The organism is Stutzerimonas stutzeri (assembly GCF_038561965.1).
In the GTDB taxonomy this organism is placed as follows: Bacteria; Pseudomonadota; Gammaproteobacteria; order Pseudomonadales; family Pseudomonadaceae; genus Stutzerimonas; species Stutzerimonas stutzeri_AA.
In genome coordinates this window covers 2,293,191-2,319,081 of the sequence record NZ_CP139348.1, presented here as the reverse complement: position 1 = coordinate 2,319,081, position 25,891 = coordinate 2,293,191, and the positions used below count along the sequence as shown (strand labels likewise).

At 62.0% G+C, this 25,891-nt stretch carries 20 protein-coding genes; 12 read left to right on the top strand and 8 right to left on the bottom strand.

Translation table 11 applies throughout. From position 1 onward, the window contains the following. The first annotated feature begins 38 nt into the window (after window positions 1–38). From SM130_RS10605 to fabI, 6 genes are read left to right on the top strand one after another with little or no spacing between them, the layout of a single operon-like run. A complete protein-coding gene (locus tag SM130_RS10605; protein WP_102826065.1) occupies window positions 39–1,868 on the top strand; it encodes an extracellular solute-binding protein in 1,830 nt (609 codons plus the stop codon). Continuing rightward, window positions 1,865–3,751, top strand: a complete 1,887-nt coding sequence (locus SM130_RS10600) for an extracellular solute-binding protein (RefSeq protein ID WP_102826066.1) — start codon at window positions 1,865–1,867, stop codon at window positions 3,749–3,751. The genes SM130_RS10605 and SM130_RS10600 overlap by 4 nt, the downstream gene beginning before the upstream one ends. A gap of 2 nt (window positions 3,752–3,753) precedes the next feature. Further along, on the top strand, window positions 3,754–4,827 hold the full coding sequence (locus SM130_RS10595; protein ID WP_102826067.1) for a microcin C ABC transporter permease YejB: 1,074 nt from the start codon (window positions 3,754–3,756) through the stop codon (window positions 4,825–4,827). A 1-nt stretch (window position 4,828) separates the two neighbouring features. Further along, the gene (locus SM130_RS10590; protein WP_102826068.1) at window positions 4,829–5,848 is read left to right on the top strand and encodes an ABC transporter permease; all 1,020 of its coding nucleotides are present in this window, start codon (window positions 4,829–4,831) and stop codon (window positions 5,846–5,848) included. A 1-nt stretch (window position 5,849) separates the two neighbouring features. Beyond that, the gene (locus tag SM130_RS10585) at window positions 5,850–7,511 is read left to right on the top strand and encodes an ABC transporter ATP-binding protein (RefSeq protein ID WP_102826069.1); all 1,662 of its coding nucleotides are present in this window, start codon (window positions 5,850–5,852) and stop codon (window positions 7,509–7,511) included. Next, complete coding sequence (gene fabI / locus SM130_RS10580) at window positions 7,492–8,286, top strand: enoyl-ACP reductase FabI (RefSeq protein WP_102826070.1); 795 nt, start codon at window positions 7,492–7,494, stop codon at window positions 8,284–8,286. Before SM130_RS10585 ends, fabI begins: the two co-directional genes overlap by 20 nt. A gap of 79 nt (window positions 8,287–8,365) precedes the next feature. On the opposite strand, the gene SM130_RS10575 is transcribed toward fabI, so the two are convergent. Further along, window positions 8,366–9,130 (bottom strand): SDR family NAD(P)-dependent oxidoreductase, encoded by a 765-nt coding sequence (locus tag SM130_RS10575; protein WP_102826071.1) that lies wholly within the window; start codon window positions 9,128–9,130, stop codon window positions 8,366–8,368. 390 nt (window positions 9,131–9,520) lie between these two features. Between SM130_RS10575 and SM130_RS10570 the strand changes: the two genes are divergently transcribed. After that, window positions 9,521–10,390, top strand: a complete 870-nt coding sequence (locus tag SM130_RS10570; RefSeq protein WP_102826072.1) for a helix-turn-helix domain-containing protein — start codon at window positions 9,521–9,523, stop codon at window positions 10,388–10,390. A gap of 102 nt (window positions 10,391–10,492) precedes the next feature. Here the strand turns inward: SM130_RS10570 and SM130_RS10565 are convergent, their stop codons facing one another. Then, window positions 10,493–12,271 carry a PQQ-dependent methanol/ethanol family dehydrogenase gene (locus tag SM130_RS10565; RefSeq protein WP_102826073.1) on the bottom strand — a complete coding sequence of 593 codons (1,779 nt, stop codon included), beginning with the start codon at window positions 12,269–12,271 and terminating at the stop codon, window positions 10,493–10,495. 277 nt (window positions 12,272–12,548) lie between these two features. Here SM130_RS10565 and SM130_RS10560 point away from each other — a divergent pair, with 277 nt between their 5' ends. Beyond that, window positions 12,549–13,787, top strand: a complete 1,239-nt coding sequence (locus SM130_RS10560; protein ID WP_102826074.1) for an ABC transporter substrate-binding protein — start codon at window positions 12,549–12,551, stop codon at window positions 13,785–13,787. Between the two features lie 8 nt (window positions 13,788–13,795). Here SM130_RS10560 and SM130_RS10555 read toward each other — a convergent pair whose 3' ends face one another. The 4 genes from SM130_RS10555 to pedF are packed head-to-tail and all read right to left on the bottom strand — an operon-like array spanning window position 13,796 to window position 16,926. Next, complete coding sequence (locus SM130_RS10555; protein ID WP_102826075.1) at window positions 13,796–14,725, bottom strand: quinoprotein relay system zinc metallohydrolase 1; 930 nt, start codon at window positions 14,723–14,725, stop codon at window positions 13,796–13,798. Between the two features lie 48 nt (window positions 14,726–14,773). Then, complete coding sequence (locus SM130_RS10550; RefSeq protein ID WP_102826076.1) at window positions 14,774–15,520, bottom strand: quinoprotein dehydrogenase-associated SoxYZ-like carrier; 747 nt, start codon at window positions 15,518–15,520, stop codon at window positions 14,774–14,776. 54 nt (window positions 15,521–15,574) lie between these two features. Beyond that, complete coding sequence (locus SM130_RS10545) at window positions 15,575–16,489, bottom strand: substrate-binding periplasmic protein (RefSeq protein WP_102826077.1); 915 nt, start codon at window positions 16,487–16,489, stop codon at window positions 15,575–15,577. After that, on the bottom strand, window positions 16,489–16,926 hold the full coding sequence (gene pedF / locus SM130_RS10540; protein WP_102826078.1) for a cytochrome c-550 PedF: 438 nt from the start codon (window positions 16,924–16,926) through the stop codon (window positions 16,489–16,491). The genes SM130_RS10545 and pedF overlap by 1 nt, the downstream gene beginning before the upstream one ends. A 310-nt stretch (window positions 16,927–17,236) precedes the next feature. Here pedF and exaA point away from each other — a divergent pair, with 310 nt between their 5' ends. The 4 genes from exaA (at window position 17,237) to SM130_RS10520 (ending at window position 22,100) form a co-directional block, all read left to right on the top strand. Beyond that, window positions 17,237–19,108: a quinoprotein ethanol dehydrogenase gene (gene exaA, locus SM130_RS10535; RefSeq protein WP_102826079.1), complete on the top strand. Its 1,872-nt coding sequence runs from the start codon at window positions 17,237–17,239 to the stop codon at window positions 19,106–19,108. 157 nt (window positions 19,109–19,265) lie between these two features. After that, entirely contained in the window at window positions 19,266–19,916 is a 651-nt protein-coding gene (locus SM130_RS10530) for a pentapeptide repeat-containing protein (RefSeq protein WP_102826080.1), read from the top strand. Window positions 19,917–20,054: 138 nt separating this feature from the next. After that, complete coding sequence (locus SM130_RS10525; protein ID WP_102826081.1) at window positions 20,055–21,371, top strand: methyl-accepting chemotaxis protein; 1,317 nt, start codon at window positions 20,055–20,057, stop codon at window positions 21,369–21,371. Between the two features lie 54 nt (window positions 21,372–21,425). Continuing rightward, window positions 21,426–22,100: a 3'-5' exonuclease gene (locus tag SM130_RS10520; protein ID WP_181019278.1), complete on the top strand. Its 675-nt coding sequence runs from the start codon at window positions 21,426–21,428 to the stop codon at window positions 22,098–22,100. Window positions 22,101–22,130: 30 nt separating this feature from the next. Here SM130_RS10520 and SM130_RS10515 read toward each other — a convergent pair whose 3' ends face one another. Both SM130_RS10515 and SM130_RS10510 read right to left on the bottom strand, forming a co-directional pair. Beyond that, complete coding sequence (locus SM130_RS10515) at window positions 22,131–23,294, bottom strand: MFS transporter (protein ID WP_102826083.1); 1,164 nt, start codon at window positions 23,292–23,294, stop codon at window positions 22,131–22,133. A 215-nt stretch (window positions 23,295–23,509) separates the two neighbouring features. Beyond that, a complete protein-coding gene (locus SM130_RS10510; RefSeq protein ID WP_102826084.1) occupies window positions 23,510–25,810 on the bottom strand; it encodes a TonB-dependent receptor in 2,301 nt (766 codons plus the stop codon). Between the last annotated feature and the right edge of the window lie 81 nt (window positions 25,811–25,891).

The window sequence follows — 25,891 nt, the reverse complement described above, 5'->3', positions numbered from 1 at the left end:
AGAAGCCCGTAAGCGCCAAGGATCGGATCCCCCGTCTGATGCGAGCCCTGCTACTGTTACTGACCTGCCTGGCCTTGAGCTTTCCCGCCCTCGCCACCATCAGCGAAAGCCATGGTTATGCGCAGTTCGGCACTCTTAAGTACCCAGCCTCATTCACCCACTTCGATTGGGTGAATCCGCGCGCGCCCAAGGGTGGCCAGATCAAGCTGATGGCATCCGGGACCTTCGACACGCTCAACCCGTATACCTTCAAGGGCACCAGTCCAAGCGCGACGCCTGGCTTTCTGCAATACGGCATCAGCGAGCTGAACGAACCGTTGATGGTAGGCACAGGCATTTACGATCCGTCCGGCGACGAACCCGCCTCGAGCTACGGGCTGATAGCCGAATCGGTGGAATACAGCGACAACAACAGCTGGGTGGTTTTCAACCTGCGCGAGGAAGCGCGCTTCCATGACGGCAAGCCGATCACCGCTTACGACGTCGCCTTTTCCTACCGGCTGCTGATCAAAGAAGGTCATCCGCAATACCGCACCAACCTGCAGGGCGTGAGGCGGGTCGATATCCTCAACCGCCACCGCATCCGCTTCGTCTTCGAGCAACCGAACAACCCGTTGCTCATCATGCGCCTCGGTGAACTACCGGTGCTGCCGCAGCATTACTGGAAGGACCGCGACTTCAAGGCGACCACCTTCGAGCCGCCACTGGGCAGCGGCCCCTATCGCATTACCCATGTGCAGCCTGGCCGCCAGGTAGTGTTCGAGCGGGTGCGTGACTGGTGGGGTGCCAAGCTCCCGGTCAACCAGGGCAAATACAATTTCAAGCGAGTCGACGTCGAGTTCTATCGCGATAGCGTCGTGGCCTTCGAAGCGTTCAAGGTCGGTGAGTTCGACTTCTATATCGAACACCAGGCAAAAAACTGGGCCAACGGCTATCAATTTCCCGCAGCAATGCGCGGCGAGATCATCCGCGACGAAATACTTCACCAGATTCCTACCCAGACCCAGGCGCTGTTCATGAACGGCCGCCGCTCGACCTTCGCCGACCTGCGCGTCCGTGAAGCCCTTGGTCTGATGTTCGATTTCGAATGGACCAATCGTGCCCTTTTCTATGGCGCCTATAACCGCAGCGAGAGCTACTACCCCAACAGTGACTTCACCGCGACCGGCAAGCCTGAGGGCGGCGAGTGGCTGCTGCTGTCGCCCTATCGCAAACAGCTGCCTGCCAAGCTATTCACCGAGCCGTTCCAGCTTCCGCAAACCGATGGTCGCGGCATCCCGCGTGAAACGCTGCGTCGTGCACTGGGCTTGCTCGCCGAAGCCGGCTGGAAGGCCTCGGATGCCGGTCTGCTGAACAGTGCCGGGCAGCCCCTGCGCTTCGAGATCCTGCTGGTCAACCCGCGGCTCGAGCGCATCCTCCAGCCCTATGTCGAGAACCTCGCACGCATTGGCATCCAGGCCAACCTGCGCACCGTCGATGGCGCACAGTACAAGCAGCGGCTCGACCATTACGACTACGACATGATCCTGATGACGCTGGCGCAAAGCCTCAGTCCCGGGATCGAGCAGCACCTGTATTTTCATTCCAGTCAGGTCGATGTCAAAGGCGGCCGCAATTACGCCGGCATCGCCAACCCGATCATCGACGACCTGATTGCCAAGCTGCTGGCCGCGCAAACACGCGACGAGCAGGTCGCAGCCGCCCGCGCCATCGACCGGGTGCTGCTGTGGAATCACTACACCATTCCAAACTGGTTCATCAGTAACCACCGCCTGGCGTACCGGAACCGGTTCGCCCATGTCACCACGCCGCCCTATACCCTGGGTTTGCGCGCCTGGTGGCTGAAGAGCCTGGAGAAGACCAAATGAACAATCGCGTGCGCTTTCCGCTACTTCGCGCCGGCCTGCTGAGTCTGCTCTGTTTCGCGAGCCTGGCCGAAGCTGCCCCGCGCCATGCCCTGACGCTGTATGACGAGAAACCGAAGTATCCGGCCGATTTCGACCACTTCGAGTACGTAAACCCGGACGCGCCCAAAGGCGGCACCCTGCGCCAGGCTGGCTTCGGCAGCTTTGACTCGCTCAACCCCTTCATCAACAAGGGGGTCGCTGCCGACGACGTCAACCTGATCTACGACACCCTGACCAGCAACAGCCTGGATGAGCCGTTCACCGTCTATGGGCTGCTAGCAGAGAAGATCGAGAAAGGCCCTAACAACAGCTGGGTGCGCTTCCATCTGCGGCCGCAGGCGCGCTTCCACGATGGTGAACCGGTGAAAGCCGAGGACGTGGTGTTCACCTTCGAAACGCTGATAAGCAAGGGAGCGCCCCACTACCGCAGCTACTATGCCGACGTGGAGAAGGTCGTTGCCGAGAGCACACGACGGGTTCGTTTCGATTTCAAACACGCCGGTAATCGCGAACTGCCGATGATCCTCGGGCAGATGGCAATCTTGCCGAAGCACTGGTGGGACGGGCGAGACTTTACCTCCGGCAGTTTGGAAATCCCGCTAGGCAGCGGGCCCTATCGGATCGAGAAGGTCCAGGCCGGTCGTTCAATCCGCTATGCCCGTGTAGAAGACTACTGGGGCAAGGACCTGCCGGTTAATCGCGGGTTCTACAACTTCGACCGCATCAACTTCGACTACTACCGCGACAACACCGTGGCGTTGCAGGCGTTCAAGGCCGGGCATTTCGATTTTTGGGAAGAGCGCACAGCCAAGAGTTGGGCCACCGCCTACGACATTCCCGCGGTTCGGGACGGTCGCATCATTCGCGACGAGATCGCCCATGAGAACCCCGCTGGAATGCAGGGCTTCATCTTCAATATTCGCCGCCCGCAACTTCAGGACCGTCGTGTTCGCGAAGCCCTCGGGCTGCTGTTCGACTACGAATGGACCAATCGCCAACTCTTCAATGGCGCCTACACCCGCACCCGCAGCTATTTCGACAACTCCGAACTGGCCTCATCCGGCTTGCCGGGTGAGGACGAACTCAAGGTCCTCGAACCGCTGCGCGGCAAGGTGCCAGACGAGGTATTCGACAAAGCGTTCGAACTGCCGCGTACCGAAGGTAACGGGGTGATTCGCGAACAGCAGCGCCAAGCGTATCGGCTGCTGACCGAAGCGGGCTGGAAGGTCGAGAGCGACCGGATGCTGGATGCCCAGGGCAAACCGGTAAAACTGGAATTCCTGCTGGTTCAAGCAGAATTCGAACGGGTACTGCTGCCCTACAAGCGCAACCTGGCGGATCTCGGCATCGAACTGGAAATTCGTAGGGTCGACGTTTCGCAGTACATCAACCGCCTCCGCTCGCGTGATTACGACATGATCGTCAGCGGCTTCGGCCAGTCCAATTCGCCCGGCAACGAACAGCGCGAATACTGGCATTCGGCGAGCGCGGACAACCCGGGCAGCCGCAACTTCATCGGCCTGAAAGACCCGGCAATCGACAGCCTCGTCGAAGGCCTGATCAGCGCCGACTCGCGCAAGGAACTGGTTACCCATACCCGCGCGCTCGATCGCGTACTGCTCTGGGGCCATTACGTGGTGCCGAACTGGCATATCAAGACCTGGCGCGTGGCCTATTGGAACCAACTGGCTCATCCGCAGGTAACGCCCAAGCAGGACATCGGCCTGATGACCTGGTGGCGCAAACCCGATGCTAAAGCACCAGTCGCAGACCCGGTCGAAGCGAAGAAAGCCGAGGAAGCTGGAGCGAACACGCCGGCCGATGACGTCGAGGCGGAGCGCTAAGCATGCTGGCTTATATTTTTCGCCGCCTGCTGCTGATCATTCCTACGCTGTTCGGCATTCTGGTGATCAACTTCATCATCATCCAGGCCGCGCCAGGCGGCCCGGTGGAGCAGGCGATCGCCAAGCTGGAAGGCTTCGAAGGCGCCACCAGCCGCATCGCTGGCGGCGGTTCGGAAGTTGCGGTCGCAGGCACCAGCTACCGGGGTGCACAGGGTCTTGACCCCGAACTGGTTGCCGAGATCGAGCGTCTGTACGGCTTCGACAAGCCGCCGGTAGAACGCTTTTGGATCATGCTCAGCAACTACCTGCGGCTGGATTTCGGCGAGAGTTTCTTCCGTGACGCCAAGGTCACCGATCTGATCATCGAGAAGATGCCGGTGTCGATTTCGCTGGGTCTGTGGAGCACGCTGATCATGTACCTGGCCTCGATCCCGCTGGGGATCGCCAAGGCCACCCGTCATGGCAGCAAGTTCGATGTCTGGACCAGTTCGGCGATCATCGTCGGCTACGCCATTCCGGCGTTCCTCTTCGCCATCCTGCTGATCGTGCTGTTCGCTGGCGGTAGCTATTGGAACTGGTTCCCGCTGCGCGGCCTGACCTCGGCCAACTTCGACGACCTGACACTGGCCGGCAAGATCATCGACTACTTCTGGCACCTGGCGCTGCCGGTCACCGCATTGGTGATCGGCAACTTCGCCACGCTGACGCTGCTGACCAAGAACAGCTTTCTCGACGAGATCAACAAGCAGTACGTGATCACCGCGCGGGCCAAGGGCCTGAGCAAGAACCGCGTGCTTTATGGCCATGTGTTCCGCAATGCCATGCTGATCATCATCGCCGGCTTTCCAGCTGCTTTTATTGGCATGTTCTTCACCGGCTCGCTGTTGATCGAGGTGATCTTCTCCCTCGACGGGCTCGGTCTGCTCAGCTTCGAAGCGGCGATCAACCGCGACTACCCGGTGGTTTTCGGCACCCTCTTCCTCTTCACCCTGCTCGGACTGGTGGTGAAGCTGATCGGCGACCTGACCTACACGCTGGTCGACCCGCGCATCGATTTTGAAAGCAGGGAGGCCTGAGATGCAGTTGTCCCCCCTAAACCAGCGCCGGCTGGCGCTGTTCAAGGCGCACAAGCGTGGCTGGTGGTCGCTGTGGATCTTCCTTGCGCTATTCGGGCTCAGCCTCGGCGCAGAGATCATCGCCAACGACAAGCCGATCGTCGTGCGTTATGACGGCGAATGGTTCGTCCCGGTGTTCAAGCGCTATCCGGAAACGGCATTCGGCGGCGAATTCCCGCTGCAAGCCAACTACAAGAGCCCTTACATCCAGGAGCTGATCGCCGAAAAGGACGGCTGGATGATCTGGCCGGTCATTCCATTCAACTACTCGAGCATCAACTACGAGCTACAGGTGCCCGCCCCCGCGCCACCCTCGCTGGAAAACTGGCTGGGCACCGATGACCAGGGACGCGATGTACTGGCCCGGGTGATTTACGGTTTCCGCATCTCGGTTCTGTTCGCCCTGACGCTGACTTTGATCAGCTCGGTGATCGGCGTGATCGCCGGCGCCCTGCAGGGCTTCTACGGCGGCTGGGTCGATCTGGTCGGACAGCGCTTGCTGGAGATCTGGTCGGGCCTGCCGGTGCTCTATCTGCTGATCATCCTCGCCAGCTTCGTACAGCCGAACTTCTGGTGGCTGCTGGGCATCATGCTGCTGTTTTCCTGGATGAGCCTGGTGGACGTGGTGCGGGCCGAGTTCCTCCGCGGGCGCAACCTGGAATACGTACGTGCCGCGCGGGCGCTGGGCATGCAGAACGGCGCGATCATGTTCCGCCACATCCTGCCCAACGCCATGGTCTCCACCATGACTTTCATGCCGTTCATTCTCACCGGCGCCATCGGCACGCTCACCGCTCTGGATTTCCTCGGCTTCGGCTTGCCGGCAGGCTCGCCATCGCTCGGGGAGCTGGTCGCTCAGGGCAAGGCGAACCTGCAGGCGCCCTGGCTGGGCATCAGTGCCTTCATGGTGCTGGCGGTGATGCTGACACTGCTGGTGTTTATCGGGGAGGCGGCGCGCGATGCCTTCGACCCAAGGAAATAACATGGCCGAACAACCGATAGCCGAGAATCTGGTCGAGGTCCGCGACCTGGCCGTCGAGTTCGTCACCGGCAACCAGGTCCAGCGTGTCGTCGAAGGCGTGACCTTCGATATCCGCAAAGGCGAAACCCTGGCCCTGGTCGGCGAAAGCGGCTCGGGCAAATCGGTGACGGCGCATTCCATCCTGCGGCTGCTGCCCTACCCGCTAGCCCGGCATCCCAACGGGCAGATCCTGTTCCACGGCCAGGACCTGCTGAAAGCGGACGAAAAGGCCATGCGCAAGATCCGTGGCAATCGCGTTGCCATGGTCTTCCAGGAGCCGATGACCTCGCTCAACCCGCTGCATACCGTTGGCAAGCAGATCAACGAGGTGCTCGAGATTCACAAGGGCCTGCGTGGCAAAGCCGCGACCGAGCGCACCCTGGAGCTACTGGAGCTGGTCGGCATTCCCGACCCGCGCAAGCGCATCCGTGCCTACCCGCACGAGTTGTCGGGCGGGCAACGGCAACGTGTGGTGATTGCCATGGCGCTGGCCAACGAACCCGAGCTGTTGATCGCCGACGAGCCGACCACTGCGCTGGACGTCACCGTGCAGCTGAAAATCCTCGAGTTGCTGAAGGAACTGCAGGCTCGCCTGGGCATGGGCCTGCTGCTGATCAGTCATGATCTCAACCTGGTTCGGCGCATCGCCCATCGCGTATGTGTCATGCAGCGCGGTCGCGTCGTCGAACAGGCGTTGTGTGAAGATCTGTTCCGCGCGCCTCAGCATCCGTATACCCAGGAACTGCTGGCGGCAGAGCCCAGTGGCGGTCCCGTAGCGGTCGAGGAAGCGGCACCATTGCTGGAAGTCGATGATCTGCGCGTGTGGTTCCCGATCAAGAAGGGTTTGCTGCGGCGCACCGTCGACCACGTCAAGGCAGTCGATGGTGTGAACTTCAGCCTCCCCAAGGGGCAAACGCTGGGCATCGTCGGCGAAAGTGGTTCCGGCAAGTCCACCCTGGGGTTGGCTATTCTCCGGTTGTTGGGGAGCCGCGGCGAGATCTGCTTTCAGGGCCAGCAGCTGCAAAGCATGTCACAGCGCCAGGTTCGGCCGCTGCGACGGCAGATGCAGGTGGTCTTTCAGGACCCGTTTGGCAGCCTGAGCCCGCGTATGTCGGTCGGGCAGATCGTTGGCGAGGGGTTGCATATCCACCGGATGGGCACTGCCAAGGAGCAGGAACAGGCAATCATTGACGCGCTCGTGGAAGTTGGTCTCGATCCGGAAACCCGGCATCGCTATCCCCACGAGTTTTCCGGCGGGCAACGGCAACGCATTGCCATTGCCCGAGCTCTGGTGTTGAAGCCGGCGCTGATACTGCTCGACGAGCCGACTTCGGCGCTCGATCGCACGGTACAGCGACAGGTGGTGGAGCTTCTGCGCTCGCTGCAGGCCAAGTACAACCTGACCTATCTGTTCATCAGCCATGACCTGGCGGTGGTCAGGGCGCTGAGCCACCAGATGATGGTGGTCAAGCAGGGCCAGGTGGTGGAACAAGGTGCGGCCGCTGACATTTTTGCGGCACCGCAACATCCGTATACACAGCAGCTGCTGGAATCCGCCTTTATGGCGCCCGGCACTGCCGAACAACCAGAAGAGGGACAAGCACATGGGTTTTCTCACCGGTAAGCGCGTACTGATCGTCGGCGTTGCCAGCAAACTGTCGATTGCCTCGGGCATCGCCGCCGCCATGCATCGCGAAGGCGCAGAACTGGCTTTCACCTACCAGGGCGACAAGCTCAAGGGTCGCGTCGAGGAATTCGCCGCTGGCTGGGGATCGAGTCCTGAGCTGTGCTTCCCCTGCGACGTTGGCAACGATGAAGAGATCGCCCGCGTATTCGAAGAGCTGAGCAAGAAGTGGGACGGCCTGGATTGCATCGTGCACTCGGTCGGCTTCGCTCCGGGCGACCAGCTCAACGGCGACTTCACCGAAGTCACCACCCGTGAAGGCTTCAAGATTGCTCACGACATCAGCGCCTACAGCTTCGTTGCTCTGGCCAAGGCCGGTCGCGAAATGATGAAGGGCCGCAATGGCAGCCTGCTGACGCTCTCCTACCTGGGCGCCGAGCGCACCATGCCGAACTACAACGTGATGGGCATGGCCAAGGCCAGCCTGGAAGCCGGCGTTCGCTATCTGGCGGGCAGCCTCGGCCCGGAAGGCACTCGCGTGAACTGCATCTCCGCCGGTCCGATCCGCACCCTGGCCGCCTCCGGCATCGCCAGCTTCCGCAAGATGCTGGCCGCCAACGAGAAGCAGACACCTATGCGCCGCAACGTCACCATCGACGAAGTCGGCAATGCCGGTGCCTTCCTCTGCTCCGATCTCGCCTCGGGTATCAGCGGTGAAATCCTCTACGTCGACGGTGGCTTCAACACCACCGCGATGGGCTCGCTGGAAGACTGATCGGTAACTCGACAGCCGATCTTGCAAACAACGAACCCCGCCATCTGGCGGGGTTCGTGTTTCTGCGTCGGTAACGCCATCAGCCGGCCGTTACCGTCATGCCGCCATCAGCCATGACTACCGAGCCGACCATGAAGCTCGCCCGCTCCGAGGCGAGGAACGCGACGATCTCGGCGATCTCTTCCGGCTGCGCCGCACGACCGATGGGTGCGGCTTGTCCATGCTGCGCAAGAAAGCCCGGGCCGTCCTCGACCACATCGTTGAGGATGTTGGTCACCACGTCACCCACGCCGATGGCATTGACCCGAATGCCATGCTCGATCACCTCCAGCGCCAGCGTTCGGGTCAGCTGTGCCAATGCGCCTTTCGATGCCGTGTAAGCCGCGATGGTCGGAAAGGCGAAGTAGGACGCGTAGGAAGCGATATTGACGATCGCCCCCGAGCGGTTGGGCATCATTGCCTTGACCGCTTCACGGCAATGCAGGAAGGCCGCGGTGGCGTTGACCGCTTGAATGCGCTCCCAGTCCTGGCGGGTCATGTCCACCACGTTCTTGTTGATAATGATGCCGGCGTTATTGACCAGAATATCCAGCTGGCCGAAATGTTCGATTGCCAACCCGACCGCATGCTCGGCTGCGCCATCCTCGGTGATGTCTGCCAGCAGCGGCACCAGCCCCGGCCGAGCGAGGTGCTCGACGGCCGGATTGATGTCCTCGGCGACAACCTTGGCGCCGCGCTCGTGCAGCAGCCAGGCGATCGCCCGGCCGATGCCGCTGGCGGCGCCGGTGACCAGCGCGACCTTGCCTTCGACTTCCTGGGCGACAGTATGCTTCGAATCGATCATGGTGCTCTCCTCCCGATACCGGGGCGCCATACGGCGCCTTCGTTAGTGACGGGTTCAGTCTCGGTCATCGACACAGGCCGGGCTTTTGCAGGCTTGCGCTGGCTGTTGCAGTTCTGCGCGCAACAGTGGGGCATGCGGACACCTATAGGCCGGGCGCTAGCCCGCCAAAACCGCGCGCCTGGATGATGTACCAGAGCCCACCCCACGGTTTGCGCGCCCATTCGCCGGCGTGGGAATGAACCGTAAATATCCTTGAGCCGCCGCATCAGGCAGCCGCTACGCTAGGCTAGCGAGGCCAGCCGCTTGCGGTTTTTGTTCTGGAGATCCCTCGTGCCTCGGCCATCCAATGCCCCTCCCCTGTCAGATACTGGCCGCGCCCCGGCCCGGGCGATGAGCCATTACCTGCCTGGTGAAACGCGGGCAACCATCCTGCAGACGCCGCTGCAGGACGTTGTGGTGCAGCTCTTCAGCCATCGCACGATCGTCGAGCCGATTCAGGTGCCGGCGGTAGTTGAACCGCTGCTGGTGCTGGTGCTGGCCGGCACGGCACGAGTCGAGGAGCGCGCGCTGGATGAGCCGTGGAGCGAGGCCACCGTCACGGCCGGCGACTTCTTTCTGACCGATACTCACGAGCCATACGAAATGCGCTGGGAGACGCTGGAAGGCGAGCGCTTCGAGGTGATGCACCTGTACCTCGGACTGCCGCTCATTGAACAGGCGGCACGTGAGTTGCTCGGACCACAGCGCACAGCGATCGGCCTGCTCGATGTTTCAGGGGCGCGGGACGAAACGGTTCGCTGGTTGATGGAGAAACTGCACCACGAGTTGCTCGATCAGCGCCAGCCCAGCCTGCTGTGCCTGCGTGGCCTGGCCCAGGCACTGGCCGTGCATCTGCTGCGCCACTACCGGGATCCGCAAGGCGACATCCGCCGTAGCAATGCCTTGCAGGCCTACAAGCTGCGGCGAGTTATCGACGTAATGAACGCGCAGCTGGCTGATGAGTTCAGCCTTGCCAGGCTGGCTGGTACCGTTGAGTTGAGCGAATACCACTTCAGCCGGATGTTCAAACGTGCCACCGGCCTGGCGCCGTCGCAGTTCTTCATCGGCTTACGCATGGCACGAGCTCGGCAACTGTTGATCGAAACACAGCGCAGCGTTATCGAAATCGGATTGGAGGTGGGCTATTCAAGCCCGAGTCATTTCTCTCAGGTTTTCCGCCGCGCGGTGGGCATCACGCCCAGCGCCTATCGTCAGGCCTGAAAGCCACGGCCTACCGCACAAACGAAAAACCCCGGCCACGACGACCAGGGTTTTCGTTTGCGGAAACCCGACGGATCGCCGGGTTTCTGCTTCACAGGCTTATCAGCGCTTGGCGACCTGATCCTTCGGCAGCTTGAAGGTCCAGACCATGCCGCCCTGGTTGAACTCCTTCACTCGCTTGGCAACCTCGCCGCCCCAGAGCGGGACTGCACCACCCCAGCCGGAGAGAACGGAGACGTATTGCTCGCCGTCCATTTCCCAGGTAACCGGAGAACCGATGACACCCGAGCCGGTGTTGAACTCATAGAGTTTCTTGCCGGACTTGGCGTCGAAGGCCATCAGGAAGCCTTCGGGGTTGCCGGTGAACACCAGGTTGCCCTTGGTGGCCAGCACACCGCCCCACAGCGGCGCGTAGTTGTTGTAGCGCCAGACTTCTTTGCCGGTCTTCGGATCGATGGCGCGCAGCACACCGATGTAGTCATCGTTGAGCGGATGAATGGTGAAACCGGCGCCCAGGTAGGCTGCGCCTTTCTTGTACGCGGTGCCTTCGTTCCAGATGTCCATGCTCCACTCGTTGGAGGGAACATAGAACAGCCCGGTGTCCTGGCTGTATGCCATCGGCATCCAGTTCTTGCCGCCGAGGAACGACGGCGCCACGGTTACAGTCTTGCCCTGCGCGCCAGCGTCGTTGGGTGAACCCGGACGGTTGGCATCGTCATAGATGGGCCGGCCGTTCTTGTCCAGGCCCTTGGCCCAGGTGATCTTGTCGACGAACGGAAAGCCACGGATGAACTTGCCATTGGTGCGATCAAGTACGTAGAAGAAGCCGTTGCGGTCGGCAGTACCAGCTGCCTTGATGGTCTTGCCGCCTTCCTGATAGTCGAAGGAGACCAGCTCGTTGACGCCGTCATAGTCCCAGCCGTCATGCGGTGTGGTCTGGAAGTGCCACTTGATCGAGCCGTCGTTCGGGTCCAGCGCCAGACGCGAGGACGAGTACAGGTTGTCGCCAGGACGCAGGTGCGAGTTCCACGGCGCCGGGTTGCCGGTACCGAACAGCAGGGAGTCGGTGTCCGGGTCGTAGTAGCCACCCAGCCACGGAGCCGCGCCGCCGGTTTTCCAAAGATCGCCCGGCCAGGTCTTGCCTGCTTCGCCGCCGGAAATACCGCTCTCGACCTTCTTCCCATCCTTCCACACGTAGCCCATGTGGCCTTCGACCGTGGGACGGGTCCAGAGCAGCTCGCCGTTCTTCGGGTTGTACGCTTCGACCTTGCCGACCACGCCGAATTCGCCACCGGAAACACCGGTAATGAGCTTGCCCTTGACCACCAGCGGAGCGGCTGTCAGTGAATAACCAGCCTTGTAGTCAGCAACGGTTTTCTTCCAGACGACCTTGCCGGTGTCCTTGTTCAGCGCCACCAGCTTGGCATCCAGCGTGCCGAAGATCACCAGATCGTCATACAGCGCCACGCCACGGTTGATCACGTCACAGCACGGCATGATGCCGTCGGGCAGGCGCGCATCGTACTGCCACAGTTCCTTGCCGGTGCGGGCATCGACCGCGTAGACACGGGAGTAAGAACCGGTGATGTACATCACACCGTCCTTGATCAGCGGCTGCGCTTCCTGACCGCGCTGCTTTTCACCGCCCAGAGAGAAGCCCCAAACCGGCCGCAATTGATTGATGTTATTGGCGTTCAACGCGTCCAGCGTGCTGTAGCGCTGGCCCTGCAAACCTATACCGTTGGTCACGATCTGGTCGGTAGACTTGGCGTCGTTGAGGATTTCCTGGTCGGTTACGGCCCAGGCGTGCAGGCTGGACATCGCCACCGCGGCGCATAGCGCCGTCAAGGCGAAGGGCTTGCGAAGACCGGTGTGCTTCATTGCGGCTACCTCTGCGGGTTCATTGTTATGCCGGGAAGTTTTCCCGGTCTGAGGTTGATTCTTGGTTTGCACCGCCTCGGCAACAATTGCCCGCAGTACCGATTTTCCTACTCCCTTGGTAGCAATACGCCTTCGCAGGCCACGAAACCCGTGGCTTTAAGGGCCGTATCGATGATCAGCGGCACCGAAGTCGCAGCGATCCGGCCAGAAAAGAGTATTCCGCTGTGCTGGCCTAGGCCCTAAAACGGACGTCCCCTCGCTCAGAAGGATACGAGCCATGTTTCGCCGCTCCCTGGCCATCGCCCTCGTCGCATTTACCGCAACAAACACGCACGCAGCCGAACCGATCCGTATCGGGCTCAACTACCCGAGTACCGGCAATTACAAATCCGAAGGACTGGAACTCAGCCGCGGCGCCTTGCTGGCAGTCGATGAGATCAACGGGCGTGGCGGCCTGCTGGGCCAGCCTCTGCAGCTGGTCAGCCTGAACTCCGCCGCACGTGCCGAAAAAGCACAGGCCAATGTCGAGCGCTTCGCCAATCAGGGCGCGGCGATGGTGTTCGGCGGCGCCAATAGTGAGGAAGCCCTCGCCGCCGGCCAGCGCGCACGCGAACTCGGGCTGCTCTATTTCCCCACGCTCGGCTACGCCAACGAAATCACCGGCCGCGATGGGCATCGCCACCTGTTTCGTGAGTCCAACAGCGCCTGGATGAGCGCTCGCGTACTCGGCGAATACCTCAGCTGGCACATGCCCAACCGGCGCTATCACTACGTCAGCCTTGACGATGCCTGGGGTCGCAGCATGGAGCAGGCTTTGCGCGAAGCGACCAAGAGCCGCGACCGAGCGCGCCACGGCTATTCGAAAATCGCCGAGCGCGGCGCGCGGCGCGGCGATTACCTGGCCGCTCTGCAGAAAGCCGCCTCGAGCAATGCGGATGTATTGGTGATCGTGCTGCTGGGGGAGGATCTGGTGCAGACCATGCGTTTGGCGCACACCCTGGAACTGGGCAAACGCATGCAGATCATCGTGCCCAACCTGACCCAGAGCATCGTCGAACAGGCCGGGCCGCTGGTGATGGAACACGTCATCGGTACAGAGGCCTGGACCTGGCGCGTGCCACAGCTGGTCGGCAGCACCGAAGGCCAGGCATTCGCTGATCGCTACATCGCCCAGCACCAAGCCTATCCCGGCAGCACCGCTGCGTCCGCCTATGGCATCGTCCGGCAATGGGCAGACGCCGCCCAACGCGCTGGCAGCACTGCCACAGAAGCGGTGATCGCACGGTTGGAAAACCATCGTTATCAGCTACTCAAAGACGAGCAGCACTGGCGCGACTTCGACCACCAGAACGTGCAAAGCATCTACGCAGTGCGGGTCAGGAACCGCAGCGAGATCATGCAGGACCGCTTCAAACAGGATTACTTCACCATCATCCATCGCATGGACGGCGAAGCGGCTGCACCAAGCCTGGACGAGTGGCAGCAGGAGCGCGGTGATCAGCTCCAGCTGGAGTGATGTGAGTGTTACTGGTCGACGCGTTCCAGCGCTTCGACCTCGTAACGCGGATACAGATGGCTGACGCTGCGAATTAGCTCGTACCGCGTCAGGCTGATACCGGCGAAACGCTCGGGGATCGGGCTTTGGATCACCTCATTCATATCCGCCCCGCTGCTCGCAGCATCGCGCAGTAGCCCGTCTAACCAGCCAAGGTAATCGCGCATCTGCCGGAACGGCTCGGCGTCATCCGCTACCGGGCCGTGGCCGGCAACCAGGCGTTTCCAGGGCAACGCTTCGAGGGTTGTCAGATCATCCAGCCAGACGTTCAAACCAGGGCTGTTCGGTGTGGTCAAGGCGCGCTGGTAGAAGAGAATGTCGCCGGCGAAGAGCACACCGCTGCGTTCGTCGAGAATGGCCAGATCGGCGCCGGTATGCCCCTGGAGTGCCAGCAAGCGCAGGGAGCGCCCAGCCACTTCCAGCGTGCCCGGCTCAACGGTTTCGCTTGGCAACACGACTTCAGTGCCGCGCATCCAGTCGCCAACCAGGCGATACATGTTCTCGGCCATCGCGTTGCCCTGCTCGCGCAGCAACTCGGTGGTGCCAGCCAGCGCAGCAATGGGCACATCGGCAAAGGCCTGGTTGCCCAGCACGTGATCAGGGTGATGGTGGGTGAGCAGAACCTTGATGACCGGGCGGTCGGTGACGCGGGCAATGGCCGCACGCATTGCCTCGCCGTAGAGCCTGGACGGCCCGCTGTCGATAACGATCACCCCTGCTTCACCGACAACGAACCCCGTATTGACGATATTGCCGCCATTGCGCTTGTCGAAGTTATCCGTCGAACCTTCCAGCAACCAGACGTCATCGGCGATTTGCCGTGGTTGCAGCGTGTAGCTCAGCTCGGCCTGTACGGGCAGCGTCAGGCAGAAGGCGAAGATCAACATGAACAGGCGCATGACGCCTCCTTGGCTAGGTTTGCTCGCTCACAGGTTTCGCGGCGCGATTCAGAATGCGGCTTCGAACTCGTTGCCGTTGTTGTCGCGCAGCCACAGATGGGTTTCCTGACCACCCTTCACTTCCAGGCTCAGGTTCGGGTTCTCGGCAACCGCGGGATACAGCTCCAGCTCCGCCATGACCTTGCCGTCTGCATCGCGCAGCTCGGCCTGGTTGAGAAAAAACTCAGGAATACCACCGACCAGACCGTTATCCATGGGATGGGATATCTGCAGGCGCAGCCGGCTGAATTCGCCGCGGGGAAAGCGTGCACCAACCACCTCGCCCAGGTGGTCTTCCCAACCAGCCTGCGCGCGCACGACGCTCGGCGCCGTGCAGCCACCGCCGGCCGCTTCGACCCGCGCCGAGCCGATGTGCCAGACGCCATCGCGGGTCAGCACAGCGGCACGGATCGGCGTCGCCTGTTGCACCCGAATGCGAATGGCCACCAGCGGCACGACCTGCTCGCCTGGGGTAAAGGTGAAGATCCGCGGGATGGGGTTGAGGTCGGCCCAGGCTTCGATGCGCACCACCTCGTCACCCAGGGCACGGGCGTCGATATGCACCGGCACCTGGCGCGAATCCTCGGCGAACGGGGGCACGTGTACCTGAATGCGCTCATCGAACACGTAGGGCTCGCTGTTGAGCAAGCCCTTGTGGTGGTACTCCCACATCACCGATTGCAGCGGGTCAGGCTCGAACGCTGATGCGCTCGATGCGTGGAAGGCAAACAGCAGCAGCAAGACTCGGATGCTCATGTCGACTCCTCGAACGGCGATCCGCAACGGAACGGATCGGCATGGCGCAACCGGTCAGTGCCCGGCCACGTCGCTCTCCACATCCTGGTACAACCCGGGCAATTCGTAGGTCAATCCGTGGCGGGCGTAGAGCTTTTCCAACTCGCCATCGAGAATCAGCGGCTCGAGAACTTCTTCCAGCGCGTACGCCAGCTGCCGGTTCGACTCATGCACTGCCATGCCCAGGTCCCAGACCTGCTTGCCCATGTTCGGATAGGCGTTCTCGGCGAGTTTCAGATGGTCGTCGCCGGCCTGGGCGAGCAACCATTCAACTTCTCCGCGCATGGCCATGGTGGCGTCTACCTCGCCTTGCTGCATGGCGGCGAACGCCTGCGACACGCTCGGGTAATGGTGGGTGTTCTTTGCCAACCGGCCTTCGAATACCGAGGACAGGTAGAACGAGGGCACGCTATCGACCTCGACGCCAATCGGGTGGTACTGGAAGATCGCCACGCTGGGGACCTCATCGATGCGCTGGTCGTCGTAGGCCGCCTGCCAGCGCTCGCGCTGGTAGGGACCAAACATCACCACCAGTTCGTTGATCATCTCGCCGAGCTCGTTACGCTTGTAGGCGAACTCGCGGTCATAGGGCACACGCAGCATCACGTCGGCCAGTACGTCCGGCCTTAGGTAGTGCCCTTTCCAGATGAAATTGCGCAGGTCATCGTCCAGAGTCTCGTCCGGTGTCACCCACAACACTTGCAGCTTCAGGCCCAGGCCATCGGCGAGCTTGCCCGCAAGCTCTACATCGACTCCACGCGGCTCGCCGTCCTGCTGGTAGCTGTACGGGGGAAAGCTCTCGTACATCGCCACCTTGAGCACGCCGGACTCGATGATGTCATCGAAGGCACGCACCTTGACCACATCCGCCTGCGCCAACGCGCAGCACAGGGTCAAGCACAGCGCGAGGACCAGCCGCGCGGCATTCATCACTGCTTGGCCGCTTCGCTTTCAATGTAGGTGCGGATAGCCCACAGCGCTTCCTGGCTGAGGGTGTCCGCCATGCGTGGCATGTACACGGCACCATCACGGACTGCGCCGTTGATCACGCGCTCCTTGTACCACTCGTCACCGTCGTAGCTGGCTTCCAGCTCTCGCAGATCCGGTGCGATACCACCGGAAATCGCTTCCAGGCCATGGCAACGAGCACAGTTCTGGTTGTACGCGGAGGAACCGATCTGCACCGCCAGATCATGATGTTCGCTCGGTGTGCGGTAGGGGTTTTCTTCCAGCCATTCTTCGCCGATCGCCGGCAATCCCTTGGTGTTGACCGCCTGCGGCGTCACGTCGCCGTGTGCCATTACCAAGCCGGACATACCGAGGAAACCCGCTGCCAACAGTGAGCGCAAAAAGATCTTGTTATTCATGACTACCACCCTCTATTCGAGAACCTGTGCAAGGCAGCCCCATCGGAGCGCATGGTGGTCATGTTGGCCGTGCAAGCGGGCGGGCAGAATCCTGCTTTGGATGCCTGCATCTCCTCCCTTGGTACTGGGTTTTGCTACCAACTTTGGCACTCCACTGGTAGCAAGGCTAAATCACCCGGGGTTTGGGAAGGATTCCCGGCATCGGCGGGAGGTTTTCCGTGTCGGCCGTCCCGCCGTGCTCCCAATAATCGAATCGCCAGGCCACCGGCATACGGCGGCCTTGTCCGAATCGACCAAGGGAATCGCAACCATGACAACAAGATCGAACCCCGGCAACAAACGCCCGCTCGCCATAGCCGTGCACTGCCTTGCACTGGCCGGCAGCCTTGCGCTGGCCGGTGCCGCGCACGCCAAGCCGGTCAGCTGGGAAGACATTGCCAACGATCACGTCACCACCAGCAACGTGCTGCAGTACGGCATGGGCACCAACGCCCAGCGCTGGAGCCCACTGGCGCAGGTCAACGAAAGCAACGTGTTCAAGCTGACGCCCGCCTGGTCATTCTCCTTCGGTGACGAGAAGCAGCGCGGGCAGGAGTCCCAGGCCATCATCCATGACGGCGTGATCTACGTAACCGGCTCCTATTCCCGCGTTTTCGCGCTGGATGCCAAGACCGGCAAGCGCCTGTGGAGCTACGCCCACCGCCTGCCAGACGACATCCGCCCGTGCTGCGACGTGGTCAATCGGGGCGCCGCCATCTACGGCGACAAGATCTATTTCGGCACCCTGGACGCCCGTCTCGTGGCGCTGAACAAAGACACCGGCAAGGTCGTCTGGAACAAGAAGTTCGGCGATCACGCCGCTGGCTACACCATGACCGGCGCACCGACCCTGGTGAAAGACGGCAAGAGCGGCAAGGTGCTGCTGGTGCACGGCAGCTCGGGCGACGAGTTCGGCATCGTCGGCAAGCTGTTCGCTCGAGACCCGGATACCGGCGATGAAGTCTGGATGCGCCCCTTCGTCGAGGGCCATATGGGCCGTCTCAACGGCAAGGACAGCACGCCCACCGGCGACATCAAGGCGCCCTCCTGGCCGGATGATCCCAACCACCCAACCGGCAAGAAGGAAGCCTGGAGCCAGGGTGGCGGCGCGCCGTGGCAGAGTGCGAGCTTCGACCCGGAAACCAACACCATCATCGTCGGCGCCGGCAACCCTGCGCCGTGGAACGGCTGGGAGCGCACCAGCGACGGCGGCAACCCCAAGGATTACGACAGCCTCTACACATCCGGTCAGGTTGGCGTCGACCCGAGTACCGGCGAGGTGAAGTGGTTCTACCAGCACACCCCCAACGATGCCTGGGATTTCTCCGGCAACAACGAGCTGGTGTTGTTCGATTACAAAGGCAAGGACGGCAAAGCGGTCAAGGCCACCGCGCACGCTGATCGCAACGGTTTCTTCTATGTGGTGGACCGCAAAGACGGCAAGCTGCAGAACGCCTTCCCGTTCGTCGACGGCATCACCTGGGCCAGCCACATCGATCTGAAAACCGGCCGGCCAGTGGAGAACCAAGGCCAGCGTCCGCCCAAGCCGGAACCTGGCGAAAAGCACGGCAAGTCGGTCGAAGTCTCTCCGCCCTTCCTTGGCGGCAAGAACTGGAACCCCATGGCCTACAGCCAGGACACCGGCCTGTTCTATGTGCCGGCCAACCACTGGAAGGAGGACTACTGGACCGAGGAAGTCAGCTACAAGAAGGGCTCGGCCTATCTCGGCCAGGGCTTTCGCATCAAGCGCATGTATGACGACCATGTCGGCATCCTGCGCGCGATGAACCCCACCACCGGCAAGATCGAATGGGAACACAAGGAAAAGCTGCCGCTGTGGGCCGGCGTACTGGCGACCAAGGGCAACCTGGTGTTCACCGGCACCAGCGACGGCTACTTCAAGGCCTTCAATGCGAAAACCGGCGATGAACTATGGAAATTCCAGACCGGCAGCGGCGTGATCTCGCCGCCGGTTACCTGGGAGCAGGACGGTGAGCAGTACATCGGCGTGACCGTCGGCTACGGCGGTGCCGTACCGCTGTGGGGCGGAGACATGGCCGTGCTGACCAAACCGGTCGCACAAGGTGGCTCGTTCTGGGTATTCAAGCTGCCTGAGTGGGAGAAAAAGACCGCAAAACGATGAGCTGATCGTGCCCGTCACGACGACGGCACGCCTCACTCGCCAAGGTACAGCGGTTCACGCAGCGGCTCTGGCCTGCTGGCCCGGGTTGGCGCTCTCGCCGACAGGCCAGGCCCGCTGCGCGGCCGCGTTTTGCATCCTTTCCTTTCGGATCATCACCATGAACACACTCCCCCGACTGCTATTGCCGCTAGTCCTGATCGCCAGCCCTGCTTTCGCGGCAGACGACGGTCCGCTGACCGTCAACGGCTGCATCCTTCAGCCCGACAGCCAGTGCGCCAACGCCGATTTGCGCGGCGTCGACCTGAGCAACCAGGACCTGCGGCGAATTAACCTTGCCGGAGCCAACCTCTCCGGCGCCAATCTACGCCACGCCAACCTCGACCTGGCCAATCTGGAAAAAGCCGACCTCACCGGCGCCACGCTGAACCGCGCCAGCTTGCAACAGGCCAACCTGCGCCTGGCCAACTTCACCAACGCCCGGCTGATCGCCGTGCAGGGCTGGGGGCTGTTCGCTCAAGCGGCACAGTTCAAGGGCGCCGACCTCACCGGTGCTTACCTTGAGTTTGCCCGTATGAGTGGCGCAAAGATGCACGACAGCAATCTGCACGCCGCCGATCTGGAGATGACCTGGCTGAGCAAGGCCGACCTCAAGGGTGCCGACCTAACTGACGCCAACCTGCAGGAAGCCAAGCTCAACGACGCCAATCTGGCCGACGCGGTGCTCACCGGTGCTCGTCGGCATTACGCGACCTTTCAAGGCACGAATATGGCGGGCTGCAAGGACTGCCCGCACGATTGGGAAAAGTAGCCCCGGCTCGGTGCGCAGCGGCGATTGAGCGGCTCGATCAAGGAAATCTCGTAAACCGTGGGGTCGCGGGCTCAGGAAAAGCATTTCAACGCCGATCAAGTAAGTGGGCGGTCCTGCCCATCACTGGATGCCGAGAAGATGTTCAACAATAACCTCAAACGAGAGCTGGCCGAGTTACGCGAGGACGTCGCGATCAATCGCCAGATCAAGGACTCGTTGTACAGGGAAATGATGGTCCTGGAACTGGACCGGCAGGGACGCATCCAGCACGCCAACGAACTCTTTCTCAGCGAAATGGGTTACCGCCGTGACGACATCCTCGGCCGCGCGCTGGACGATTTCTTCACCGCCCAGTTTCGCGCGGAGCCGAACCACACGCGCCTCAAGACGGCCATGCAGCGCGCCGAACACGTCAGCGGTGCCTACCGATTGCTGCGTGCCGATGGCCAGGAAGCCTGGCTGCGTTCGATCTGGCAACCGATCAAGGCCGCTGACGGTACGCTTCAGCACTTCACGTTGTGCGCCACCAACCTGACGCGCACCATCGAAACCTCCCGCGAGCATGAGTCGGTGATCAACGCGCTGATGCGCTCGACCGCGGTCATCGAGTTCGACCTGAGTGGGCATGTCATCACCGCCAACCAGCGCTTTCTCGACGGCATGGGCTACCGCCTCGAACAGATCAAGGGCAAGCACCACCGCATGTTCTGTGATCGTGAAGAGTCGGATTCGGCGGCATACCGCGAGTTCTGGACCAGCCTGAACCGTGGCGACTACATTGCCGATCGCTTCAAGCGTATCGATGCGCACGGCCAGACCGTCTGGCTGGAGGCTTCATACAATCCGGTTCACGATGCCTACGGCAAGCTGTACAAGGTCATCAAGTTCGCCACGGTGATTACCGAGCAGGTCAATCGCGAGCTAGCCGTTGCAGATGCTGCAACCATTGCCTACGACACGTCCCAGCACACGGATCTCAGCGCCCAGCGCGGCGCGCAGGTGGTCCAGCAGACCGTCGATGTGATGCATCGTATCGCCCAGCAGATGCAGGAAGCCTCCGACGGCATCGAGGCGCTGGACAAGCAATCGCAATTGATTGGTGCCATTCTCAAGACCATCAGCGGGATTGCCGATCAGACCAACCTGCTGGCACTGAATGCTGCCATCGAAGCGGCCAGAGCCGGCGATCAGGGGCGCGGTTTCGCGGTTGTTGCCGACGAAGTACGCCAATTGGCCGCCCGCACCAGCAAGGCCGCTGAGGAAATCGTCGGCGTGGTGCAGAAGAATCAGGACCTGGCGCAAGCCGCAGTGCACAGCATGTCCGCCAGTCGCGGCCAGGCCGAACAGGGGCTGGAATTCGCCAACCAGGCAGGTGCGGTGATCGTCGAGATTCAGGATGGCGCACAGCGCGTGGTCAGTGCGGTCGGGCAGTTCGCCAGTCAGCTGAAGAACTGATTCATGTCCGGTGGCTGCGCCCCGGGCAGCCACCGGATTTGCAAGGAGCAACACGTGAGTCAGAAGCCGATCATCCATATCCCTCAGCACCCGGCCATCGAGCAGTTGCCGGCTTTCGCTGGCCTGGCGCGCCAGCGCATCGTTCTACCCAAAACGCCGGAGGCTTTCAGCGCGGCGGTGAGCGAGATCGTTGCGGCCTCCTGGATCGGCTTCGATACGGAGTCCAAGCCAACCTTCAAAGTCGGGGAAGTGTCCCACGGTCCTCATCTGATCCAATTCGCCACGCCCGATACTGGCTATCTGTTCCAGATTGGCACCCCCGGCTGCCTCCATGCCGTCCGCGCCGTACTGCAAACCCCGGAGGTCATAAAAATCGGCTTCGGTCTCAAGTCGGACCGCTCGCGCCTGCATGCAAAGCTGGATATCCATGCGGCCAGCTTGTTGGATCTGGGTTCGGTACTTCGCTATCAGGGTAAGAAGGGCCAGGTCGGGCTGCGCGGTGCGGTGGCAGCCATTCTCGGCGCACGCATAGACAAATCGCGCAGAGTGGCTACCTCCAACTGGGCAAACGCCGTCCTGACCGACGCCCAGCAGGCCTACGCGGCAAATGACGCCTACGCCGCACTGCTGGTTTTTCTCGGCTTGAGCCCAGAGCACCAGGCACTGCTGCTGCAGTACGCGGGCACGTCAGGCCAGGAACAACGCAACCGCCTGTCCACAGGTATCTGAAACCGCACCGCCCTCCCCGCTCCCGGCCGATCAGCCTGCGCGCGTGATTCGTTGCATCAACGAGAGCGCCGCGTAGGCAAGTACCCCCAACGCAGCGGACAACCAGAGCGCACCGTTGCCCACCTCATCCATCAGCAACGCGAAAACCAACGGTGAGAGGGCCTGGGCGAAGCGTGCCGGCATCATCAACAAACCCTGGCGCAGGCCATACCCGTTCGGGCCGAATAACGCTAGCGGCAACGTACCCTTGGCAATCGTCAGAATGCCGTTACCGCCGCCATGCAACACCACGAATGCCGCGGCCGCGGGCGCGCCGACCAACATGACCCCAGCAGCCCCGATGGGATGCGCGATAGCTGCAAGGCGTGCGGAGAACAGTGGATGGAAGCGCTGCAGCACGACGAACTCCAAGCAGCGCGCGCCAACCTGAGCCGGCCCGACCAGCGCCGCAACGCCGATGGCAGCGGCAGCCGAGAGCCCCGACTCCTGCAGCAAACGCGGCAAGTGCGCGGCCATCGCCGTGCTGGTGAACCAGGTGGCCGCGAAGACGAAGGCCAGCAGCGCCATAATCAATGCTGACCCCGAACTCGTCGCCGGGGCCTGTGATTGTTCCGGGGGTGAAGACGCAGTCTGAATACCGACGGGGATCAACAGCCGGTTCAGCGGTAGCCCGATGACCAGGTGCGCGCCGGCCCAGGCCAGGCACGTTGCCCGCCAGCCGAACTCCGCGTTCAGCCAACCGCTTATGGGCCAGCAAACGGTACTGGCGAAGCCGGCGAGTAGCGTTATGCCGGTGATCGCCCCTCGCGCATCGCGGCCGTAGATACCGGTGAGCGTGGAAAACGCAGACTCGTAGAGCCCCATCGCCATGCCGATTCCGATTACCAACCAGCCGAGCCAGAGCATCGACGGCCCGCTTGCAAGCCCGAGAATCGCCAGCCCGCCTGCGAAGACGATGCTGGACAGCGCCAGCACATCGCGACCGCCATGCTGATCGATGCGCTTGCCGGACAGCGGCCCGAGCACGGCGGTGACGACCAATGCCATGGAAAATGCCGCGAATACATTGCCAGTCGAGATGCCCATCTCGCGCGCCATCGGCTCGGCAAGAATTGCCGGGAGGTAATAAGTCGAGCCCCAGGCGAGGGTCTGTGCGCTGCCCAGGGCCAGGACTATGCGCAGTCGTGACGACACTCAGCGGCTCCAGTCAGGCTCTAGGCCCGGTGCGATGGTGATGTGATGGGTGCGGGTCATCCATGTTCCTGTAGCCACCGGCAAGGTGAGGGGGCAGGCTTAGCAGAATACGCAACCCGCTGAAGGTTCGCCGTGCCCCTGCTGAATGCGCCGTCAGTGGAATAAAAACATGCCGAGCATCGGCTCGGCATGGGTGGCTCTGGGCGACTGGACGGTTATAGCGCATCCCAGCGATAACGTACGCCCAACCAACCGGCACGTGGTGCTCCGGGTGCGATGAACTGCTCGTGACGCCATTCATCCGGGTCCGTTTCGAAGGCATTACCGACGCCTACGAACGGGTTCTCCGCCAACGCACCGCCGGTGGCGTAGCGCTTGTCGAACAGGTTGTCGAGCCGACCGAACAGCGTCCAGCCACGTGCCAGGCGATAGTCAGCCGTGAGGTTGACCACCGCATAACCGGGTAGCTTGCCGCGTCCCTCGAATTCCTCGTTGGGCTGATGACGATTGTTCTCGTTGCCACGCACGTACTGCGCCGAGTACGCCAGGATGCTGGTGCCGACACGCAAACGCTCGTTGAGATTCCAGTCCAGCCCCAGCTTGAGGTGATGCTTGGGCAACCCGGGAAGGTAGTCGCCGCGGGCAATACGGATCTCATCATCCGGGCAGCCGCCCTCGCCTTCGGTGCTGTTGTTTTCGGCCAGGATGCAAGCCGTGGAGCGGAAGGTAGCGTGCAGATAGGTGTAATCCACTCGCCAATCGAAAGGCCCCTGTTCGCCCGCCAGGCCCAGCTCGATACCCTGTCGCCGGGTCCGTCCGAAGTTGGTGAAGTAGCCCTTGCTGCCCCCGGTGCCAACGAATAGCAAGTCGTCATGGTTCATGCTGCGAAACGCCGTCGCGTTCCAGCGTATGTCGCCCGCCAGCTCGCCGCGCAGGCCGAACTCCAGGCTGCGGGTGACCACCTGTTCGAGAAACGGATCGGCCGCCATGGCGTTTGGCAGGCTGCAGGGGTTCTCCGGGTCGGCACAACCCAGTTCGATCGGCGTGGGTGCCCGATTGCCCTGAGAAAAGCCGCCATAAACAGTCAACGCCGGGCGCAGTTGCCAGGCAAAGCCCAATGCCGGGTTGAGCTTGCGATAAGTGAAGTCGCCGTTCAGCGCATCACCCATGCGATCGGTATTGATCACGCGGGTTCGGTTGTAGCGCAGCGAACCGGTCAGCTGCAGCGTGTTGCTCAGCGACCAGGTGTCGGTGGCGTAGAGGCTGGAGGTACGGGTGCGCCCGAGCAAGCTGTTCGCTTGCTCCTCGTCTTCATTGGCTACGATGCCGCGCGCATCGGTAAGCGCGCCGCCTTGCTCGCTCTGCTGGAAACTTGCGCGCGTGTTGTCATGAGCCAGCCCGAAGGCAAACTGGTGGGCGCCGACGTAACGGCTCCACTGCAGTGCCAGTCCATAAGCACGCTGCGCGGTACGGGTGCGGTTCAGTACGCCGCTTTCCGGCCCTGCGCCGATGAAGCCGCCGTCCTCCCACTCTTCGTATTCGTCCTCGTACTCGTCGTTGCCATCGCCATTGAGGGTCGCGGTCCGCGTGCGCCGCAGATACACCGTGCCGGACAGCCGGTCGCTGTCGTTAAGCCAGTGACTGGCAGAAAGCGCCATCAGGTGGCTGCGATTCTCTGTCTGGTCAGGGTAGGTGAAGATCGCCTTGCGCCGCTGGTCGTGCATGCTTTCTGGAATCAGGCCGTTGCCGATCAGGTCGTTGTCGGCGTGAGCCAACGTCAGCGCCAGGTCGGTCGTTTCGGTCGTCCAGGCGAACTTGCCGAACAGCTGGCGAACCTCGGACGGCGAATGGTCACGCCAGCCGTCTTCATCCATGCCCTCGGCGGCCAGGTACCAGGAAAACTCCTCATGCCTGCCGCCGTGCTCCACCGATCCACCCTGGCGTCCGAAGGAGCCGCCATAAAGCTCTGCCGAACCACCCGGATGGGTATCGCCGCGCTTGGTCTGCAGTGCCAGCGCGCCACCCAGGGTGTTCAGTCCGTACAGCGGATTGGAACCCGGAACCAAGGCCATGTTGGCGATGGCGGTATTGGGAATCAGGTCCCAATGCACCACATCGCCGAACGCTTCGTTGACCCGCACGCCATCGAGAAATACCGACAACCCCTGGGGCGTACCAAGCAGGGGGGACGCGCTGAAGCCACGATAATTGAGATCCGCCTGATAGGGGTTGCCCTGCGTCTCGTTGACCGTAACGCTGGGTAGCCCTCGCTGCAGCTTCTCGGCAAGCGACTGGCCGCCCAGCTCGCGCAAAGCGTTGTCGTCCAGCGTGCGAATGTTGGCAGGCACCTGATCCTTGGGCAGGTCGATGCCTGGCAGCGGCGTCGTCGCCACCACATCCTGGCGGCCGAGATCGAGCGGCTGGTCGGCATGAGCGAATCCAGGCAACAGGCTGGTGATGGCGAGGGAAAGCAGCGTGCGTCGGGGCGTCCCGCGGCAACAAAGCTGATACGGCATGGGTGGTCCTTGTTTTTGTTGGCCAATCGGATCGGGCGAACTGTCGGCGCTTGACGGGCCAGAAGTTCGTTGGTGGGCAAA

Excerpts from the sequence above, each read along its gene's own strand:
- SM130_RS10560 (WP_102826074.1), top strand. The coding sequence starts at position 12,549 with ATGTTTCGCCGCTCCCTGGCCATCGCCCTCGTCGCATTTACCGCAACA.
- pedF (WP_102826078.1), bottom strand. The coding sequence starts at position 16,926 with ATGAATAACAAGATCTTTTTGCGCTCACTGTTGGCAGCGGGTTTCCTC.
- SM130_RS10555 (WP_102826075.1), bottom strand. The coding sequence starts at position 14,725 with ATGCGCCTGTTCATGTTGATCTTCGCCTTCTGCCTGACGCTGCCCGTA.
- SM130_RS10590 (WP_102826068.1), top strand. The coding sequence starts at position 4,829 with ATGCAGTTGTCCCCCCTAAACCAGCGCCGGCTGGCGCTGTTCAAGGCG.
- fabI (WP_102826070.1), top strand. The coding sequence starts at position 7,492 with ATGGGTTTTCTCACCGGTAAGCGCGTACTGATCGTCGGCGTTGCCAGC.
- SM130_RS10565 (WP_102826073.1), bottom strand. The coding sequence starts at position 12,271 with ATGAAGCACACCGGTCTTCGCAAGCCCTTCGCCTTGACGGCGCTATGC.
- SM130_RS10575 (WP_102826071.1), bottom strand. The coding sequence starts at position 9,130 with ATGATCGATTCGAAGCATACTGTCGCCCAGGAAGTCGAAGGCAAGGTC.
- SM130_RS10550 (WP_102826076.1), bottom strand. The coding sequence starts at position 15,520 with ATGAGCATCCGAGTCTTGCTGCTGCTGTTTGCCTTCCACGCATCGAGC.
- SM130_RS10570 (WP_102826072.1), top strand. The coding sequence starts at position 9,521 with ATGAGCCATTACCTGCCTGGTGAAACGCGGGCAACCATCCTGCAGACG.
- SM130_RS10510 (WP_102826084.1), bottom strand. The coding sequence starts at position 25,810 with ATGCCGTATCAGCTTTGTTGCCGCGGGACGCCCCGACGCACGCTGCTT.
- SM130_RS10600 (WP_102826066.1), top strand. The coding sequence starts at position 1,865 with ATGAACAATCGCGTGCGCTTTCCGCTACTTCGCGCCGGCCTGCTGAGT.
- SM130_RS10605 (WP_102826065.1), top strand. The coding sequence starts at position 39 with ATGCGAGCCCTGCTACTGTTACTGACCTGCCTGGCCTTGAGCTTTCCC.
- SM130_RS10530 (WP_102826080.1), top strand. The coding sequence starts at position 19,266 with ATGAACACACTCCCCCGACTGCTATTGCCGCTAGTCCTGATCGCCAGC.
- exaA (WP_102826079.1), top strand. The coding sequence starts at position 17,237 with ATGACAACAAGATCGAACCCCGGCAACAAACGCCCGCTCGCCATAGCC.
- SM130_RS10595 (WP_102826067.1), top strand. The coding sequence starts at position 3,754 with ATGCTGGCTTATATTTTTCGCCGCCTGCTGCTGATCATTCCTACGCTG.
- SM130_RS10545 (WP_102826077.1), bottom strand. The coding sequence starts at position 16,489 with ATGAATGCCGCGCGGCTGGTCCTCGCGCTGTGCTTGACCCTGTGCTGC.
- SM130_RS10585 (WP_102826069.1), top strand. The coding sequence starts at position 5,850 with ATGGCCGAACAACCGATAGCCGAGAATCTGGTCGAGGTCCGCGACCTG.
- SM130_RS10525 (WP_102826081.1), top strand. The coding sequence starts at position 20,055 with ATGTTCAACAATAACCTCAAACGAGAGCTGGCCGAGTTACGCGAGGAC.